At 37.0% G+C, this 19,656-nt stretch carries 7 protein-coding genes; 4 read left to right on the top strand and 3 right to left on the bottom strand.

What is annotated here, in order from left to right:
* Positions 1-52 precede the first annotated feature (52 nt).
* Genes PXD56_RS02870 through PXD56_RS02860 form a run of 3 tightly spaced genes read left to right on the top strand, consistent with a single transcriptional unit; the run spans position 53 to position 7,256 of the window.
* Complete coding sequence (locus PXD56_RS02870) at positions 53-3,358, top strand: hypothetical protein (protein WP_276491854.1); 3,306 nt, start codon at positions 53-55, stop codon at positions 3,356-3,358.
* Positions 3,327-5,285 carry a DUF3857 domain-containing protein gene (locus PXD56_RS02865; RefSeq protein ID WP_276491853.1) on the top strand — a complete coding sequence of 653 codons (1,959 nt, stop codon included), beginning with the start codon at positions 3,327-3,329 and terminating at the stop codon, positions 5,283-5,285. Before PXD56_RS02870 ends, PXD56_RS02865 begins: the two co-directional genes overlap by 32 nt.
* Positions 5,286-5,291: 6 nt before the next feature.
* The gene (locus tag PXD56_RS02860) at positions 5,292-7,256 is read left to right on the top strand and encodes a DUF3857 domain-containing protein (protein ID WP_276491852.1); all 1,965 of its coding nucleotides are present in this window, start codon (positions 5,292-5,294) and stop codon (positions 7,254-7,256) included.
* Between the two features lie 169 nt (positions 7,257-7,425).
* Here PXD56_RS02860 and PXD56_RS02855 read toward each other — a convergent pair whose 3' ends face one another.
* The 3 genes from PXD56_RS02855 to PXD56_RS02845 form a co-directional block, all read right to left on the bottom strand.
* Complete coding sequence (locus PXD56_RS02855; protein ID WP_276491851.1) at positions 7,426-8,349, bottom strand: PorP/SprF family type IX secretion system membrane protein; 924 nt, start codon at positions 8,347-8,349, stop codon at positions 7,426-7,428.
* 15 nt (positions 8,350-8,364) lie between these two features.
* The gene (locus PXD56_RS02850; protein WP_276491850.1) at positions 8,365-18,258 is read right to left on the bottom strand and encodes an Ig-like domain-containing protein; all 9,894 of its coding nucleotides are present in this window, start codon (positions 18,256-18,258) and stop codon (positions 8,365-8,367) included.
* A gap of 390 nt (positions 18,259-18,648) precedes the next feature.
* Positions 18,649-18,918, bottom strand: a complete 270-nt coding sequence (locus PXD56_RS02845) for a hypothetical protein (RefSeq protein WP_276491849.1) — start codon at positions 18,916-18,918, stop codon at positions 18,649-18,651.
* A 244-nt stretch (positions 18,919-19,162) separates the two neighbouring features.
* On the opposite strand from PXD56_RS02845, the gene PXD56_RS02840 reads away from it, so the two are divergent.
* Positions 19,163-19,642, top strand: coding sequence for a UpxY family transcription antiterminator (locus tag PXD56_RS02840; RefSeq protein WP_276491848.1), 480 nt, complete (start codon positions 19,163-19,165; stop codon positions 19,640-19,642).
* Positions 19,643-19,656: the final 14 nt, after the last annotated feature.

Raw genomic sequence — 19,656 nt, 5'->3', positions numbered from 1 at the left:
AAATTACTTACAAAAATTACGGAAACACCTCTTGCTTTTTTATATTTGAGAAATGAAGAAAAAAAACCTACTCCTACTACCAATTTTACTATTTAGCCTCCTTAGTAACGCACAAGAAAAAATTCCGTTCATAGATTATGATTCAGTAAAGGAAAAATTGAAAGAGACTATAGAAAAGAAGGAATATGAACAAGCAATAGACCATCTCAATCAAATTAACAAAAATGATTCTACGTATTGTACGGTACTGGTATCGAAGTCTTACTATTTAATGACTCTTAAAAAGTATGATAAGGCCATAGAAGTAATAGATGAAGGCCTCGATACTGAATGCTATGATTTACACAGTTCATTTTATATAAATAAAGTGGCTGTACTATTGGGACAAGATAAAAATCAAGAAGCTCTCAATACTTGCACAGAAGGGCTTAAACGATTTTCACAAAACAAAACCTTATGGTACAACAAAGGGGTTTCTTTGGAAGCAATTGGAGAGATAGAGGAGGCAATAGCAGCATATCAAATGGCAATTCTTCTTGATCCATTTTATAAAAACTCCTATTTACAATTGGGTAATATCTGTTACAGGCAAGAAAAAATGAGTCAAGCCTTAATGTCTTACAATATGTATTTGTTACTTGAGCCCGATGCTGGCAATGCATTTAATACCTTAAAATCTTTGAACAATATTGTCAAAAGCAAGAATGATAATTCTAAAAATCCTAACCTTAAAATTTCAGATGATGATGAATCATTTGAAGAGATTGATTTAATTATCAATAATCGTATTGCCCTGAACGAAAAGTATGATACAGGCAACGAAATTGACATTGCATTAACCAGACAAAATCATGCCCTTTTAGAATCGATAAAAAACTTTTCTGGGAACGGGGGATTTTGGGACACGAAATTTGTTCCATTTTATAAATGGATAAATGATAACGGATATTTTGATGTTTTTAGTTATACACTTTCATATTCTATCGAGAACGAAACCTATAAGAAAGTTATTGAGAAAAAAAAGTCTGAGATTACTGAGTTTTTTGACTTATCTAAAAAAAAATGGGCTGAAATTGTTAAAAAGAATACTATTGAGCAAAATAGCATTGAAGAAAACTTGACCTATTATTTTGATGACGGGTATCTTCAAGGTATTGGAGAAACGAAAGGAGATGTTATTCTTGGACCGTGGGAATTATTTACTAAAGAAGGTAGGCTTACAGCAAAAGGTGAATTTAATTCAAATGGAGACAGAAGCGGAGATTGGACGTTTTATAACAATCAAGGAAAAATTCGAGAAACTGCTCAATACTTAGATGGAAAACTTAATGGCAGTAATATTGAGTTTTACGATAATGGCAGACAAAAAATTGTCGCTAATTATATCAGCGGTAATTTAAATGGAGCATATTTATACTTCAATGAAAAAGGAGCATTACAGCAAAAAAAATACTTTAAAGATGGAAAATTAAACGGTCTTTATAAAGCATATCATGATGTAGGTGCCGAGCTATTGAAAGCTCAAGCCGATTATATTAATGGTGATATAAAAGAAGAATATATTGAATACTTCCCCACGGGACAGATAAGTTCTAAAATAAATTTTAAAAACGGAAAGGCCAATGGGCAAGAGATAAAATATTATTTAAACGGGGCTTTGGATACAGATTTAAACAGTAAAGATGGATTTGTAGATGGCTCCTACAAGTTATTCTATCCTAACGGTTCTCCGAAGGAGATTGGAAAGACTTCTAAAGGTGATTATGTAGGAAGGTGGCAAACTTTTTATAGTAATGGCAAGTTAGAAAGTGATTTTAACTATAACGACGATGGAGAAATCGAAGGTGAGTATAAATATTATGATACCGATGGAAAATTACACTATATTTTTGAGTATCGTAAAGGAGAGTTCATTGCCTATAAGTACTTTGACAAAGAAGGCAGTTTAATCGAAGAAAATAGAAAAAAAGGAGGTGAGTTTTATTATAAAGGCTATTCACCTCATGGTAAAATAAAATCTGAAGGTCAATATGATATTAAAGGAGGAAAGAAAGGTAAATGGAAATATTATTCTCCCCATGGGATTTTGACAGATGAAGGGATATATGAAGAAGACAAGTTGCAAGGGGAATATAAAATATATTATCCAAACCAAAAGTTAAAGTCTATTTCGAAATACAAAAATGATAGTTTAATAGGATACTATGTGAACTATCACAAAAACGGTAAAATTAATAGGCAAGGTTGGTACAAGAAAGACAATATGCATGGAGAATGGAGGTCATATAATCCAAAGGGCAATATTACGGAAATCAACTTTTACCATAAAGGGTCGCTGCATGGGGAACAACTTTTTTTTTCGGGTAAAGGGGTTAAATTACAAGCAAGCATTTATAATTATGGTAATCAGATTAAAGACATTTTTTATGATGTAAACGGTAGTAATATTTCATACTCCATTAACTACGAGAATGAAAACGAGAATTATGAATTGGTCTATCAGCACAGTAGTAACGAACCAAGTACTAAATTAACCTATGTTAATGGTGTTAGACATGGGCCATTCTCTTTTTCTGATTTTTATGGAAGAAAAGTAATGCAAGGTCAATATTTAAATGGTAAATTACATGGAGAATTAATTTGGTACCATGATAATGGAAATATCGAAACAAAAGCAAACTATGTTTATGGAGAGTTGCAAGGCGATTATATTTATTATTACGAAGATGGAACTTTAGAAAGCGAATACAACTATCAATCAGGCAAATTACAAAAAGAGGTTATTCACTATCATAAAAATGGAAAAGTCCAATCTAAAGGACAATATAATGATGACCAAAGACATGGAAGAAGAGAAGATTTCAGTCCAACCGGAGAATTACAATTGGTTAGGTTTTATGAGCACGGTCGTTTAATAGGGTATAGTTATCTAGATACAAACGCCAAGGAAGTACCAATTATTCCAATTGATAATGAATCAGGTAAAATCACAACTTATTATAACAACGGTTCTATTTCTAGGGAGATGGAATATAAAAATGGGTACCTCATAAATAACTTTGAAGAGTATTATTACTCTGGACAATTGTTAGAGAAAGTGTCGTACATAGATGGCGAGTTTAATGGTAAAAGAACAGAGTATTTCCCTAATGGCTCAATACGAAAGGAACAATCTTATCAATTGGGTAATCTAAACGGTATTGTTAAAGAGTATTTCGAGAATAGGAATTTGAAAAAGGAAGAAACTTACTTGCATAATGTAAAAGAGGGCAGCACCAAGAAATATGATAAAGACGGGAAATTAATTGTTGAAGAAACCTACCTTAATGGAGACATTATTTCATCCACGTCTAAATAAAAAGAATTTGAGGATAACATCACTTTTATTATTACTAATTGGGTCTATTTCTTATGCTCAAACTGCATTAAATTATGACAAATACAAGGAACAATATCCAAATTCCCAGTCTGTTAGGTTAAACCAAGAAACCGTCTTGAAAATTGGTATTGAAAGAGGTCAATTTGTGATATCTAAAGAGTCTATTGAAGAAGACTTATACCTTTATGAGAGTGCCAAGTATGATGCGAAGCAATCTTTGAATTATTCTTCTTTCTATGAATTGGATAAAATAGAGGCATCATCATTTATTGTTAAGGATAACAAATATGAAGAGTTAAAAGTTTCTGATTTTAAGGATAAGGATGAATTGGATGGTTCATTCTATGATGATGTTAAGTCTATTAACTTTATTTTTCCCAGCCTTGGGAAAGGTGCAAAAACAAAACTGAATTATAAGCAAACGATTAAAAATCCACGTTTTTTAAGTGCTTTTTATTTTGGCAGTTTTTATCCGATTGAAAATAACAAATTCACCATTGTATCAGATAAAAATGTACATCTACGATTTGAAAAAATCAATATGGAAGGTATCTCGGTTGAATTCACGGAAAAAAAGACGAGAAAACAAAACATTTATACTTGGCAAATAAAAAACACAGACGAATTTAAGTATGAGGACAAAGCTCCTGATTATAAAAACATATTACCCCATATTATTCCAATTATAGTTTCTTATGAGCAAGATGGGGAGACCATAAAACTATTGGAAAATGTCTCAAACCTTTACGAATGGTATTTTTCTTTAGTAAAAGATTTAAATAAAGAAATACCACCAAAAGAACTGGTTCAGCTTGTTGAAAGCCTTATCGCAGACAAGGAAAATGAGTTGGAAAAAGTCAGAGCCATTTACTATTGGACTCAAGAGAACGTAAAATATATAGCTTTTGAATATGCCTTAGGCGGTTTTGTGCCTAGAGAAGCTAATGAGGTGTTTTATAAAAAGTATGGCGATTGTAAAGATAACTCAAGCCTATTACTGAAAATGCTCAATATCGCCGGTATTGAAGGAAACTTAACTTGGATCGGCACGAGAAGTATTCCTTATAGTTATAATGACGTTCCTACACCATCGGCAGATAATCACATGATTTTACATTATGAATATCAGGGAAAATCTTATTTCTTAGATGCAACAGGCAGGTACAACCCCATAGAAATACCTAGTTCATTCATTCAGGGAAAAGAAGCTTTAGTTTCAGTAGGTCAAGATTCTTTTATGATTAAAAAAGTTCCAATTATTGACCCTTCAAAAAACTGGTATAAGGATAATGCCATTATCGAATTGGATGGAACTAATCTAAAAGGAAAATCAAAGTCCGAGTTATCAGGATACGGAAAAATGGATTTTTTCTATAATCTAGAAAAAAAGGAAACTAAGACCGAACTTCTTCAATTGTACAACTCGGTCTTTCGAAAGGGCAACAATAGCTTCCTAATTGATAAGTTTCAGGAAACGAATAAATATAGTTACGATAATGACTTCATTGTAGATTATGATTTTAATATTCCAAATTATGTCAAAGTGTTAGGAGATGAAATCTATGTTAATATGAATTTGAGCAAAACTATCGTTTCAAATATAAAAACGGATAAAAAACGTCAAGTACCACTTGAACACGACTATTTAGACAGTGTTCAGTACCATTATGTACTAAATATTCCTGATGGTTATGAAGTTGACTATTTGCCTGAAGGCGTAGATATTACAAGTCAATACTTTGATAGTAGTATTTATTATAAATTAAAAGGAAACCAAATTATATATAAACACAACTTTCGACTAAATGCTCTGGTTTTTGATTCTGAGGCTCAAAAAGTCGTGAATCAACTTGTGAAAAAGGTAGAGCGTCAATACAAGGAAGTGGTGGTATTAAAGAAAAAATAAAGTAGAATGAAAAATTTTTGTTTTCTAATTGTTGTTGTTTTGTCAAACACATTTTATGGTCAAGACAATCTTTTTGTTTTAAGCTATAATTGGGATGAATCACCACAATATATCTTAGACATTGATAATGAAGAACCTATGATGGCTCTCAAAGAAAAGTATGTTGCCGAATTTGCTTATTCAAATGAAAATGAATTTACAGAGCATTATTTAGAACACAAAGCACTTTGGTTGAATAGTAATGACAGAATAGAAGATTACAATAAAATTTATTTGCCCTACTCATCTAATTCAATACTCTTAAAAAGTAAGGCCAGAGTAATAACCAAATCTGGAAAAGTAATAGACTTGGACGAATCAAAAATCCTCACGGCCCAGGATGAAGAAACTGGAAAAAACTACAAGTATTTTGCTTTTGAGGGGGTAGAAAAAGGTAGTGTTATTGAATACTTTTATGTGGAGAAAACAAGACCTAGTTATAGTGGAACAGCTTTTCGCTTACAGTCAGATTTCTACAAAAAGAATGTTGACTTTGATTTATATGCTCCATCAAACTTGGTTTTTAAGTTTAAAACTTACAATGGTTTACCCGAGGTAGCAAAAGATACACTTTCAAAGGATAGATTGCATTGGAATTTAAGTCTAAAAAAATTAGACCGTTTAGAGAAAGAAGAGCAAGCTCCATATGCTGCTTCTCGAGGTTTTTTGGTTTATAAACTGGATGAAAACCTAAAGACTAATAAAACTGACCTTTCTTCCTACGGCAGCGTAGCTCAAAATATTTATAACTATTATTATGATGAACCAAGTAAAAAAGCTACCAACCAAATTCAAGAATTTGTAGCCTCTGCAAAAAATGACGGTGATGATTTAGAGTCTAAAATCAGAAGTATTGATAATATCATTAAATCTAGTTTTATCACCTCAGAATCAGGTAATGAGAACCTTACGAATTTGGAAGATATTCTTGAAAAGAAAGTAGCAAGCTCTACTGGGTTAATAAAACTCTATGTGGCACTACTCAGAAACCTAGATATAGAACATGAAATTGTTATCACGTCCAATAGGTCGAAATTGAAATTTGACAAAGCTTTTGAAGCCCATAATTTTTTAACGGATTTTTTAATTTATTTTCCCAAATTTGAAGCCTACCTATCCCCAACGGATATGGAATCAAGGTATGGTTATCCTCCAGCCTTTTTAACTGATAATTATGGTCTTTTCATAAAAGAGGTAAGTGTAGGGGATTTTAAATCAGGAATAGGTAAGATAAAATATATCAAACCCTTAGATGCTGATGAAAGTATAGATAAAATGGTAATCGATGTTCAGTTTGAAAAAGAAGATATTACTTCAAGTCATATAAAATTAAAGCGTTCATTTACTGGATATTATGCTTTGCCTATTCATCCTTATATGAATTTAATTATAGGTGAGGATAGGGAAAACATTCTTGAAGGTCTTGCAAAAACAATGAATGAAAACATAATGGTTGAAAAAACGCAGGTAGTCAATGAGAATCCAGAACTTTTTGGAATAAAACCAATACAATTTGAAGTCGATTTGAAATCCGAGGCATTTATTGAAAAAGCAGGAAATAAATACCTGTTTAAAATAGGCGAACTAATCGGTTCTCAAGTACAGATGTATCAAGAAAAAGAGCGCGTTCTTCCTCTGGAAAATGAACACACAAGAAGTTATTTGCGTACTATTAATATCAGTGTGCCACAAGGATATACAATTGCAAATCTAAATGATTTGAACATTGATAAGAAATATGAAAAGGATGGAGAGGAACTCTTTTCTTTTCTGTCATATTATGAAGGAGATGAAAATGTTATCAATATTACAGCGGATGAATATTATAGAACCAATATTATACATCCTTCAATATTTGAGGAATATCGAGAAATAATCAATTCAGCGGCAGACTTCAATAAAATCACATTGATACTTGAGCCAAGTAAGTAGTAATATTTACAATTGATTGTTAAACTTTATTAAAAGGTGAGCCACTCGTTGAGCCCACCCCCCTTGACAGACCTTATATACAGGGCGTTTTGAATAAAAGTTCGAGTCCCGTCCAGACCGCAAAAGCTCTCAAGAAATTGGGAGCTTTTTTAGTTTTATATATTTCCTTTTAAAAGAATCTAGGCGACTTAATTATTCTATCTCTAGATTTCAGCATGAACCTTAAAAAGATTTCGTGCGTTCCAGAATTATATGCTGTCAATTGCGTAGTAGAAAAATCATAGGCATACCCCATGTTCAACTGTGGTGTAATCTGTAATCCGAAAAGGGCACTTACACTATCATCCCATCTATAATTTACACCAAGGGTCAGTTTTTCGTTCATTAAGAAGTTTGCCGATACATCTGCAGAAAGCGGGGCACCTGCAACATGTTTCACAAAGAACGAAGGCTTAAACTTTAAAAACGGATTCAAATCGAATACATAACCCCCAATTAAGAATAAATGTACACGCTCTACAGATTCCGCCTCTTGTATTTCATCATAATGGGTGTTGGTCAAGATGTTTGGCGTAGATAGCCCTATGTAGGCATTTCTAGTATAATAAAACACACCTGCCCCAATAGATGGTAAGAGCTTTCCATTTACATTTTCATTTAAAAAAATATCCCCATCATCACGGTATAACCCCTTACTCCAATCAATACTTAAAAATCGTACTCCGGCTTTTAATCCTAAGGCAAGTTTATCGCCTTTACGGTTTACGACCAATTGGTGTGCATAATTACCATCTATATAGGTTTCTGAAGAAGGTCCTATTTCATCTTGTACAATAGAAAGTCCCACACCATCATATTTCCCAATTGGGGAATCAATACCAAACGTCAGCGTTTTTGGAGCACCTTCAACACCCACCCATTGATTTCGATATAAGGAGATAATTGCAAGGTTACCTCTAGAACCTGTATATGCCGAATTAACGGTCATTGTATTATAGTTGTAATGGGTATACTGAGGGTCCTGCTGAGAGAATCCGTTTGTAGTACTTATTAAAGCAACTATTATTATCGTTATGTATAAGCTAAGCTTCATACCTATTTTATAATTTTATCTTGTTATGTACAACCAACCTGTTTTTGGTTCTGAACCATCACCGAAATCTATTAGATAGAAATACGTACCTACGGGCAATTTCTCTGGTGCGCTAATTGTGGCTCTCCCCATAGAAGTACCATCCCAGGTATTATCATAATTATCCATTTCAAATACTTGGTTACCCCATCTATTAAATACCTTAACATTGTTATTTGGGTAATTCTCTATGCACTCAATAAAGAACACATCGTTTAAACCATCATTATTAGGTGTAAACTTGTTGAATACAGTAAAGCATTGTGCCTGGGTAACCACTGGTGTTACCTCTGCCCTATCATTATCTATATTAAGATCTACTTGATCCACATAGATTAGTTCAGCTACATTGGTATAATCATCAATATCAGTAACATAAACTGTCATTTCTAATGATGCCGTTGCACCAATTGCTATACTAGGAATATCCCATGTTGAAGTTGTTTCGCTATAGGCACCATCAGTAGCTGTCGCAGATACAAATTCATAACCTGAGGGCAGCACATCTTCCACTCCTATATTTGTAGCTTCATAAGTGCTATTATTGGTAACAGTTACTGTAAACACAATGGTATCTTCAAAGAAAGTTTCTTCTTTGTCTACCATCTTGGCAATCTCTAAGTCTACCGTTGGTGCATTGATCATATGACTGTCCTCATCATCTTCACTCTGGTTACCATCATCGTTATTAGGGTTTGAATCTGGATCAAATTGATCAGATGCTATTACCTGTGCAATAGTGGTATATTCATCCGCAACATTATTTGGCGCATTTAAAGTCACCTCATAAGTCACTACTTGTGTACCTACCGGCACACTGGAAAAATTCCAAGAAATTACATTTCCAGAAACACTACCACCATCATTTACAGTACCTAATGTATACCCAACTGGCAAGGTGTTTTCAATACTAACATTTGTAGCAATACCAGGTCCGTCGTTTGTTAAGGTCAGTTCAAAAGTCACCGTATCACCCGAATTTGGAGCTGGATTAGATGCTGAACTTAATGCAATACCCAAACTTAAATCTGCCGGAATTAAAACGATTTCAGCATTGTCCTCATCATCTTCACTTTGATCTCCATCATCATTATTAGGCGTAGAATCTGGATCTAACTGATCTACGTTAACAATCTGTACCGTATTTACATATTCATCTGTACTATTAGTTGGTACATTAATTGAAGCTTCAAATGTTAATGTGGTAGTTGTACCGTTAGGAACACTCAATACCGTCCATAAAATTTCATCATCTGTTTGCGATCCACCATCATTAATAGTGAGGACGGTAAAACCAGTAGGTACAATATTGGATACAACAACATTGGTAGCATCATCGGTTCCATTATTGACCACCTCAACGGTAAAGGTCAATACATCGCCAGGATTACCGGTAGCCGGGGCAACTGTATTTATAATTTCTAAATCGGTAGATTGTAATCGTAATTCAACATTATCTTCATCATCCTCACTTTGATCACCATCATCGTTATTTGGTGTTGAGTCTGGATCGTACTGATCCACCGTAACAACCTGCACTGTGTTTAAATATTCGTCTGGCGTATTTACCGGGTCGTTTACATCAACGTTAAAAGTCAATGTTTCCGTTGTACCATTAGATATGGTCAAACCAGACCAAGTAATAGTATTACCACTTTGCATACCGCCATTATTTATTCCCGTTACCGTAAAGCCAACCGGAACAACATTTTCTATACTTACATTAGTAACATCATCTGGACCGTTATTAAGTACATCAACAGTTATAGTCAATGCATCACCAGGGTTTGCACTTGGCTGTGAAATTGTATTTGTTACTTCTAAATCTGCTACTTGCGGAACTATAGATGCCGCTGCTTCATCATCTTCACTTTGATCCCCGTCATCATTATTAGGTACGGAATCAGCATCATAATTGGTTGCCGAAGTTACCTGGGCAATATTTAAATATTCATTTACCGCACCTGTAGGAGGGTTAACCGTAGCCGTTATTTCTACCGTTAAACTTGCACCGTTAGACAAACTAGGCAACGTCCAATTTCCTGTTGCAGAATCATAAATACCATTGGCAGTACTACCTGTATCGCTAACATAAGTATATCCTGCAGGAAGCAAGCTATTAATTATAGTACCGCCTGTATCATCACTAGGACCGTTGTTGGTCGCAGTCAAGGTAAACGTAACCAGATCGCCAACATTTGGATTCGCATTATCTACGGAGTGTGCTATTTCAATATCTGAAGTAGCATTCACGGTTATGGTTACACTATCAGTATTTTCACAAGTATTGCCATCTGTACCAACAACCGTATAAGTTGTAGTAACCAAAGGATATACGGTATCTCCATCTGTAACGCCATTATCCCAAATGTAAGACGTAGCACCAGAACCGTTTAAAGTAACCGGCTCACCAGCGTTAATTGTTGTTACCGAAGCATTGGCCACAACAGTTGGCAACGCATAAATTGTTAAGTCCACCGGAGTTCTACTAAAACTAGTACAAGAACTTGCATCATCTACTTTCTCTGCATAATATGTTGTTGAGCCCACAGCATTCAGTGTTGGGTCAGTTACAACATTACCGCCCGTAGCGGCATCATACCACACCACACTATAGCCAGTTGGAATAGATACCGTAGCCGTTAATGTCTGAATAGGGTTTTGCTCACACTCTGCTTGATCACCACCACTAGTAGGTGCAGGCGGAGTTTCTTCTATCGTTAAAACAACTTCAGTTCTAGTATTGCTGATACAGTTAGTTACATTTTGAACACTCTCAGCGAAATACGATATGGTACCTACGGTATTTAAAGATGGATCAGTAACTATACTACCTCCTATTGCCGCATCATACCAAACCACAGTTGCATCTGCAGGTGGTGTTGCCGTAGCTGTCAAAGTTTGAATTGGATTTTGCTCACATTCCGTCTGATTACCACCGCTTATTGGAGCATCAACTACAGGACAGGCACAATCAGGAGCTGTAACTGCCATAGTTTGTATACAAGTATTTGGTGCAGTAACGGTCAATGTTATATTATTTCCTGATGTGATACCAGATATGGTCCAGTTATTACCTCCATTATCCACTACAGTTCCTTCAGTTGAAGTCACAGTACCCTCGCTAACATCTACAGAAACTGAATATGTCAATAGATCAGGGGCACATGTTGCTGCAGTTGCGATTGTAATATCAGGAGTATCTTGTATAGTTAGGTTTACCGCAGTTCTTGAAAGACTTACACAAGAACTGGTCGTATTTTCACTTTCCGCATAATAGGTCACTGACCCTACAGCATCTAAAATTGGATTTGTAATTACATTTCCTCCGGATGCAGCATCGTACCAAATAATACTTGAACCTGCAGGAGCAGTAGCAGTAGCTGTCAAGGTTTGAATTGGCGAAGCCTCACATTCCGTAATATCACCACCACTTATTGGAGCGGTAGGTGCTGCTTCAATGGTCAAGGAAACTGCAGTTCTAGTTAAACTGATACATGATGATGTAGCGTTATCACTTTCCGCATAGTACGTTATATTACCAACAGCATTTAAAATTGGGCTTGCAACCACATTTCCTCCAGTAGCTGCGTCATACCAAACAACATTTGAACCTACAGGAGCAGTCGCTGTTGCAGTTAGTGTCTGGATTGGATTCTGCTCACATACAACCTGGTCACCTCCACTAGTTGGAGCTGTTGGAGCAGCTTCAATAGTCAAAATAACTGCTGTTCTAGTACTGCTCACGCAATTGGTTACATTATCACGACTTTCTGCATAATAGGTAGTTGAACCTGTTGCACTTAAAGATGGATCGGCTACTATAGTTCCACCAGTAACGGCATCGTACCAAATTACGGTCGCTCCTGCTGGTGGCGTTGCCGTAGCGGTCAATGTCTGAATAGGATTCTCTTCACATTCCGTTTGATCACCTCCACTGATCGGTGCATCAACTACAGGGCAAGCACAATCCGGAGCTGTTATATCTAAAGTTTGAGCACAACTATTTGGTGCTGTTACCGTCAAGGTAATATCGTTACCGGAAGATATATTTGATATCGTCCAGTTATTACCACCGTTATCCACTACTGTTCCTTCGGTTGAAGTTACCGTACCCTCGCTAACATCTACTGAAACTGAATATGTCAATAGATCAGGAGCACAAGTTGCCGCTGTTGCAATTGTAATATCCGGAGTATCTTGAATAGTCAGGTTTACCGCTGTTCTTGTAAAACTTGGACAAGCACTCGTATCACTTTCACTTTCTGCATAATAGGTTACCGAACCTACGGCATCTAAAATAGGACTAGCGACTACATTTCCTCCTGTAGCGGCATCATACCAAACTACACTTGAACCTGCTGGGGCTGTTGCCGTTGCGGTCAAGGTTTGTATCGGTGATGTTTCACATTCCGTAATATCCCCTCCACTAATTGGAGCGGTTGGTGTTTCATTTATAGTCAATACTACTTCCGTTCTAGTTCCGCTTACACAATTCGTAACATTGTCACGACTTTCAGCATAATAGGTAGTTGAACCTGTTGCACTTAAAGATGGATCGGCTACTACATTCCCACCAGTAGCGGCATCATACCAAATTACGGTTGCTCCCGCAGGTGGCGTTGCTGTTGCCGTTAATGTCTGAATCGGGTTTTGTTCACATTCCGTTTGATTACCTCCACTTATCGGTGCATCAACTACAGGGCAAGCACAATCTGGAGCTGTTATATCTAAAGTTTGAGCACAACTGTTTGGAGCAGTTACCGTCAAGGTAATATCGTTACCGGAAGTAATATTTGATATCGTCCAATTATTACCACCGTTATCCACTACTGTTCCTTCGGTTGAAGTTACCGTACCCTCGCTAACATCTACTGAAACTGAATATGTCAATAGATCAGGAGCACAAGTTGCTGCCGTTGCAATCGTAATATCGGGCGTATCTTGAATAGTCAAGTTTACCGCTGTTCTTGTAAAACTTGGACAAGCACTGGTATTATCTTCACTTTCCGCATAATAGGTTACCGAACCTACTGTATCTAAAATAGGACTAGCGACTACATTTCCGCCAGTAGCGGCATCATACCAAACAATACTTGAACCTGCTGGGGCAGTTGCCGTTGCCGTCAAGGTTTGTGTTGGTGATGTTTCACATTCCGTAATATCCCCTCCACTTACCGGAGCGGTTGGTGTAGCATTTATGGTTAATACTACTTCCGTTCTAGTTCCGCTTACACAATTCGTAACATTGTCACGACTTTCAGCGTAATAAGTTACTGTACCTGTAGCGCTTAAAGATGGGTCGGCTACTACATTCCCGCCAGTTGCGGCATCATACCATACTACCGTGGCACCCGCTGGTGGGGTCGCTGTTGCTGTTAATGTCTGAATAGGATTCTCTTCACATTCGGTTTGATCACCTCCACTAATCGGAGCATCAACCACCGGACAAGCACAATCCGGAGCTGTAACATCTAAAGTTTGTGTACATGAGTTCGGTGCCGTAACCGTCAATGTAATATCGTTACCAGAAGTAATATTTGATATCGTCCAATTATTACCACCGTTATCCACTACTGTTCCTTCGGTCGTTGTAACCGTTCCTTCACTAACATCTACCGAAACTGAATAGGTCAATAAATCAGGAGCACAAGTTGCAGCTGTGGCAATCGTAATATCCGGAGAATCTTGTATGGTAAGCATAACAGCAGTTCTGCTGGTACTTACACATGATGTTGTCGTATGTTCACTTTCAGCGTAATAGGTTATTGTACCTACAGCATCTAAAATAGGGTTGGTAATAACACTACCGTTACTTGCGGCATCATACCAAATTACTGTTGAACCAGAAGGCGCAGTTGCCGTAGCGGTCAATGTCTGTATTGGTGAAGTCTCGCATTCTGTTTGATTTCCTCCACTGATCGGAGCGGTTGGATTTGGCTCTATTGTTAAACTTACCGCAGTACGCGAATGACTAACACAACTAGTAGCATCATCTTGGCTTTCCGCATAAAATGTCATAGTACCTACAGAACTCCATTCAGGTGTTGCAACCACATTACCGCCCGTTGCCGCATCGTACCAAACAATAGAATTGCCAGCCGCACAAGTAGCCGTTGCCGTTAAGGTTTGTATTGGCGCAGTTTCACATTCTGCTTGATCACCACCACTTATTGGCGCGGCAGGAGCTGCTTGTATCGTAAGATTAACCGCAGTTCTTGTAGTACTCGTACATCCGTTAACATCATCAACACTTTCTGCGTAATAGGTAGTTGAACCAACAGTGTTCCATGTAGGACTAGCCACCATAGTTCCACCCGAAGCGGCATCATACCATACAACACTTGCACCCGCTGGTGCCGTTGCCGTAGCGGTCAATGTCTGTATAGGATCTTGCTCACATACTGTTTGATCACCTCCACTTGTTGGTGCGTTTACCGTAGGACAAGCACAATTTGGTGCATTTATACTAATACTTTCCGCACATGAATTTCCATCGGTTACTGTAACGGTTATATTGTTTCCAGAAGTTATTCCAGCTATTGTCCAATTATTTCCTCCATTATCAGTTACCGTACCTTCCGTTGAAGTTACCGTACCTCTATCCACATCAACAGATACCGAGTAGGTTGCCAAATCTGCAGAACATGTTTGTGAGCTTGGCGTAATAGCAATAGTAGGGTTTGAATTCATGGTCAGCGTTACCGCCGTTCTTGTCTCACTTATACACCCACTACTCGTAGTTCTACTTTCCGCATAATAAGTAACCGTACCTACTGCATTTAAGGTAGGACTACCAATTGCACTACCACCGGTTGCCGCAGCATACCACACTACCGTTGATCCAGTAGGCGCCGTTGCCGTTGCGGTCATAGTTTGTGTTGGGTTAGCCTCACACTCTATTTGATCACCTCCACTAATAGGAGCATCAGGTATAGCATCAATGGTTAAAGTTACCGGGGTTCTAGAAAGCGAAATACACGCTGAAGTATTGTTTTGACTTTCTGCATAATAGGTTACCGAACCAACAGCACTCCATTCCGGACTAGCCACAAGATTTCCTCCCGTAGCGGCATCATACCATGTCATTGTAAAACCTGAAGGTACTGTTGCTGTCGCAGTTAATGTTTGTATTGGGTTTTGTTCACATTCCGTAACATCACCGCCACTTGTTGGTGCAGCTGGAGCAGGTTGAATAGTTAAAGAAACCGCTGTTCTAGTTACACTAGGGCAACCTGTAACATCATCTTGACTTTCCGCATAATAAATTTCTGTTCCTACACTATTCCATTCTGGACTAGCAACTACATTTCCGCCAGAAGCAGCATCGTACCATACCAAAGTAGAACCGGTTGGTGCCGTTGCCGTAGCAGTTAACGTCTGTATAGGGTCTTGTTCACATTCCGTGATATCGCCGCCACTTGTTGGCGCTACCGGTGCAGGTTGAATGGTTAAGGTGACCGCTGTTCTCCCAACACTTGGACAGCCATTTACGGTATCATTACTTTCCGCATAATAGGTTATAGTACCAACAGCATTTAATGTTGGACTAGCCACTACATTACCTCCCGTAAGAGCATCATACCAAATAATACTTGCTCCAGATGGTGGTGTTGCCGTAGCCGTTAATGTCTGTATAGGATCTTGCTCACATTCCGTGATGTCGCCGCCACTTGTTGGTACAGGTGGTGATGTATTCACTGTCAAAATAGCCTCGTCTGAAGTAGCATCAGAACAACTTGCCGCGGGACTGCTAGCTATTGCACGATACCTGTTACCGCTCATTGCAAGGGTTACATTCGTGACCGTAAGTGTATTTGTAGTTACTCCGCCGTGTGGAGCCGTATTCGTTAAATCATTCCAACTAGACCCATCAAAAAGTTGCCATTGTATCGTTCCTGATCCAGAAGCAGCTACATCAAAAGTAACCGTACCGCCTTCACAGACCGCTTCATTTGTTGGTTGTGTAGTTATTACTGGGGCATCATAAACGTTTATACGTAATCTTCTTCTTGGTCCTTCACAATTAGCACTTCCGTTAACCGTTGATTGCGTTACCCAAAAAGATTGTTGACCTACAGTTGAAGTATCTGGAGTAGTAGTACCCGGAATTTCATTTCCACCCGTTGCAGCATCGTACCATCTTAAATTAGTACCCGTAGCATGAGAATCTAGCTGTGCCGCCGTATCACCAATACAGTAGTCTACTGGAGAATTCACTACAGGAGCCGTTGGTATCGCGTAAACAATAACATCTATCTGAGTACGATCACTTTCGCAAGAGGTAGAATCATCTGTTTGACTCACATAGTATGATGTTGTACCAGCACTAGTAGTTGTTGGTGTAGGTGCCGTTGAAGCAGCAGTACCACCCGTTGCAGCCGTGTACCATTGTAATGTATGATTAGACAATGCCGTAGCCGTTAATGCTACCGGAGTATCACCAACACAATATTCAATAGGATTGTCCGCTACCGGAGTTGGTGGTTTTGGAATCTGGTACAAATCTATCGACAAGAAATTTTCACTTGTACACCCATTGGCATTTTGTGAATACACCAAATAATTTCTGTAAAATTCGCCCGTAGCAGGTGCCGTATATGAAGTAACACCTGTGGCTACCAACATACCGTATTCATCATACCAGTTAGCGGTTTCGCCACCGGCAACATCTACAGTTACCGACATTTCAGGAGGGGTATCACCTTCACAATACATATATTCAGTAGTACCTGAAGGTGGGCTTACATCATTCTCTACCGTAATATTAAACGATCTTTCCACGAAGTTTCCAGAAGCATCCCTAACCGTATAACGTATGGTAGTTGTACCAATATCAAATTGATCACCACTATTCAATCCGGTACCATCAGTTCTAAAAATTACGTAATCCGCTATTTCACAACTTGTATCGTTAATATTGGTTACAATAGTACCAGGGATAAGCAAATCATCTAAATAAGCTTCCATTCCTGAATTGAATAGCGAAGTAGAAGAATATCTAATTTTAATTTGATAATTACCCACCAAATTAAATGGGATGATTTCCTGTTGTACACCTGTTGTGGTATATGTTTTTGAAAAGTAGCTAGACGTTATAGTAACCCCATTCTCATCTAGTACATCTAAATGAATAGAAGGAGAATTACTTACTGCAGATATACTATGAGAAAAAGTAATTTCTCCAAACCCATTAAAGTAAAAAACAGGAGTAGTCATTGAACTTGCAAAAAAAGTTCCACTAGAAATACCCGTAGAAACTAAATTTCTTGTTCCATTTATTACTCCGCCACCTTCAATAGAAGAACGTACAAAAGTATAACACTGGTTAATGGCATTTTCAAAATCTTGAAGTACAGGAGCTTCCCCTTCACCAGCCGGACAGTTATCAGAAGCCGTTGGCTCTGCCCAAGTATGGGCAACTGTACACGTATCTGGATCCGCCGTTAAAGTTACATCTGTAGGAAAGGTATCAAAAATAGGATCTTGATCATCTTCAACAGTAACATTAAAAGTACATACTGTAACATTACCAGCGGAATCTTCTGCTCTATAAATAACGGCTGTTGTACCAGGCAGAAAAGAATCACCCGGACTATAATTACTGGTTACGCTTACTGCATCTGCAGACGCTGTAGGTGGAGTCCAAGTAACTACGGCACCACATTCATCTACAGTATAGGTAACGACCACATCTGAAGGAGGACAATTGGAAAAAGTTGGAGGTACATCTAAAGCATCGCCATAAGTTTCAACAACACTTGTATGCGTTAAATGGCTATTAGATTTTATTTCAATATCAGTTGAAAAGCTGGTTAAGCCAATCAATAGAAATAATGAAAAAAGTAGTTTAGTAAGTTTGGACATCATCAAGTTATACTTTGCTCTAATGACTTCATGTATTCTTAAACACTTATAAAAGTGCCCTCAAATCAAGACAATCACTATCTAGCAAAATTTAACTTTTAATACTGTATATCAATATATTTGTTGTGAGATGCAGGGTATTTTGTGGTAATTTGCGTTTTTCTGTAGTTTTTCATCGATTAAATTTGCTTATTTAACACAAATTATTAAAAGATTTAGAAAAATCACATTTAAAAATCCAATGAAATTTTATGATTTTACGTAATCACTATTATAGTTAATGTTCACGACTATTTCACATTTAAAATTATGGGCATAACTAAAAAAATAGTTAGTGTTTTTGCAATCGATTTAATCCTAAGAAAAACCGATTACAAAAACATATGTGTTATTTTAAACTAATTTTCTGCGAGTTCGCATCATTCGCTCTTGCATAATTTTAGCATATAGAATTTGATTCTCTTCTATTTGTTTCTCTAATGAAGAAACCACAGCTGTTGCTTTATCTTTTATAGAACTTTCCTCGCTTTTATTTTTCTGCTTATCGGTACTATCAATGGTTAAATCATTCAACAAAGAATTTAATTCAATAGAAACTGAATTTTCAGAAAGAGGTTGGGTGTTCACTTGTTTAGAACTTGACTTAAATAGATTTAAAAACATAAGGCGATAAGATTTTGGGTTATAAATAAAACGACCTAAATATGATAATAGTATAAATTAAGTAATCTTTTTCTTACATTAAAATTAATGACAGAAATTATTATGATGATATAAATAACTACCTCGCAATATTTTAAGCTTTTAAACACCACAAACCTTTATGATATTCATATTTTAGGGCACTTCTAAATACTATAAAAGCAAAAAGAATGTTACCTTATTACAGAATCTACTTTTAGACCTTATGACCAAAAATTGGTACGTACTTTATGTAAAACCTAAAAATGAAAAGAAGGTAGCCGAAAGGTTATCGGCTCATCAGGTAGATGTCTATTGCCCAATGATCAAAGAAGTGAAGCAATGGAGCGATAGAAAAAAAACTATTGAAGTACCTCTTTTTTCTTCATACGTATTCGTCAATATTTCAGAATGTGAAAGACAAAAGGTATTTGATGTTCCTGGCGTAGTACGTTATTTATATTGGTTAGGAAAACCTGCAGTGATCCGAGACAATGAAATGGAGGAATTAAAAAAATGGTTGTCTAACGACCAAGTAGAAAACTACACCCTTACTACATTAGAACCTGGAGACAAAGTATCTATTAAATATGGTGCTCTAAAAAATAAAAAAGCCGAGATTATAGAGATTGGCACTAAAAGAGTTAGGCTAGTGCTAGAAGGCATGGGCGTTGTTCTACACATGAAAATTAAAGACCTTGTCTAATTCAAAATCTTATT

The organism is Maribacter zhoushanensis, assembly GCF_029350975.1.
In the GTDB taxonomy this organism is placed as follows: domain Bacteria; phylum Bacteroidota; class Bacteroidia; order Flavobacteriales; family Flavobacteriaceae; genus Maribacter; species Maribacter zhoushanensis.
Note: the sequence above shows the minus strand (reverse complement) of the source record. Positions and strands in the feature narration are given on the sequence as shown.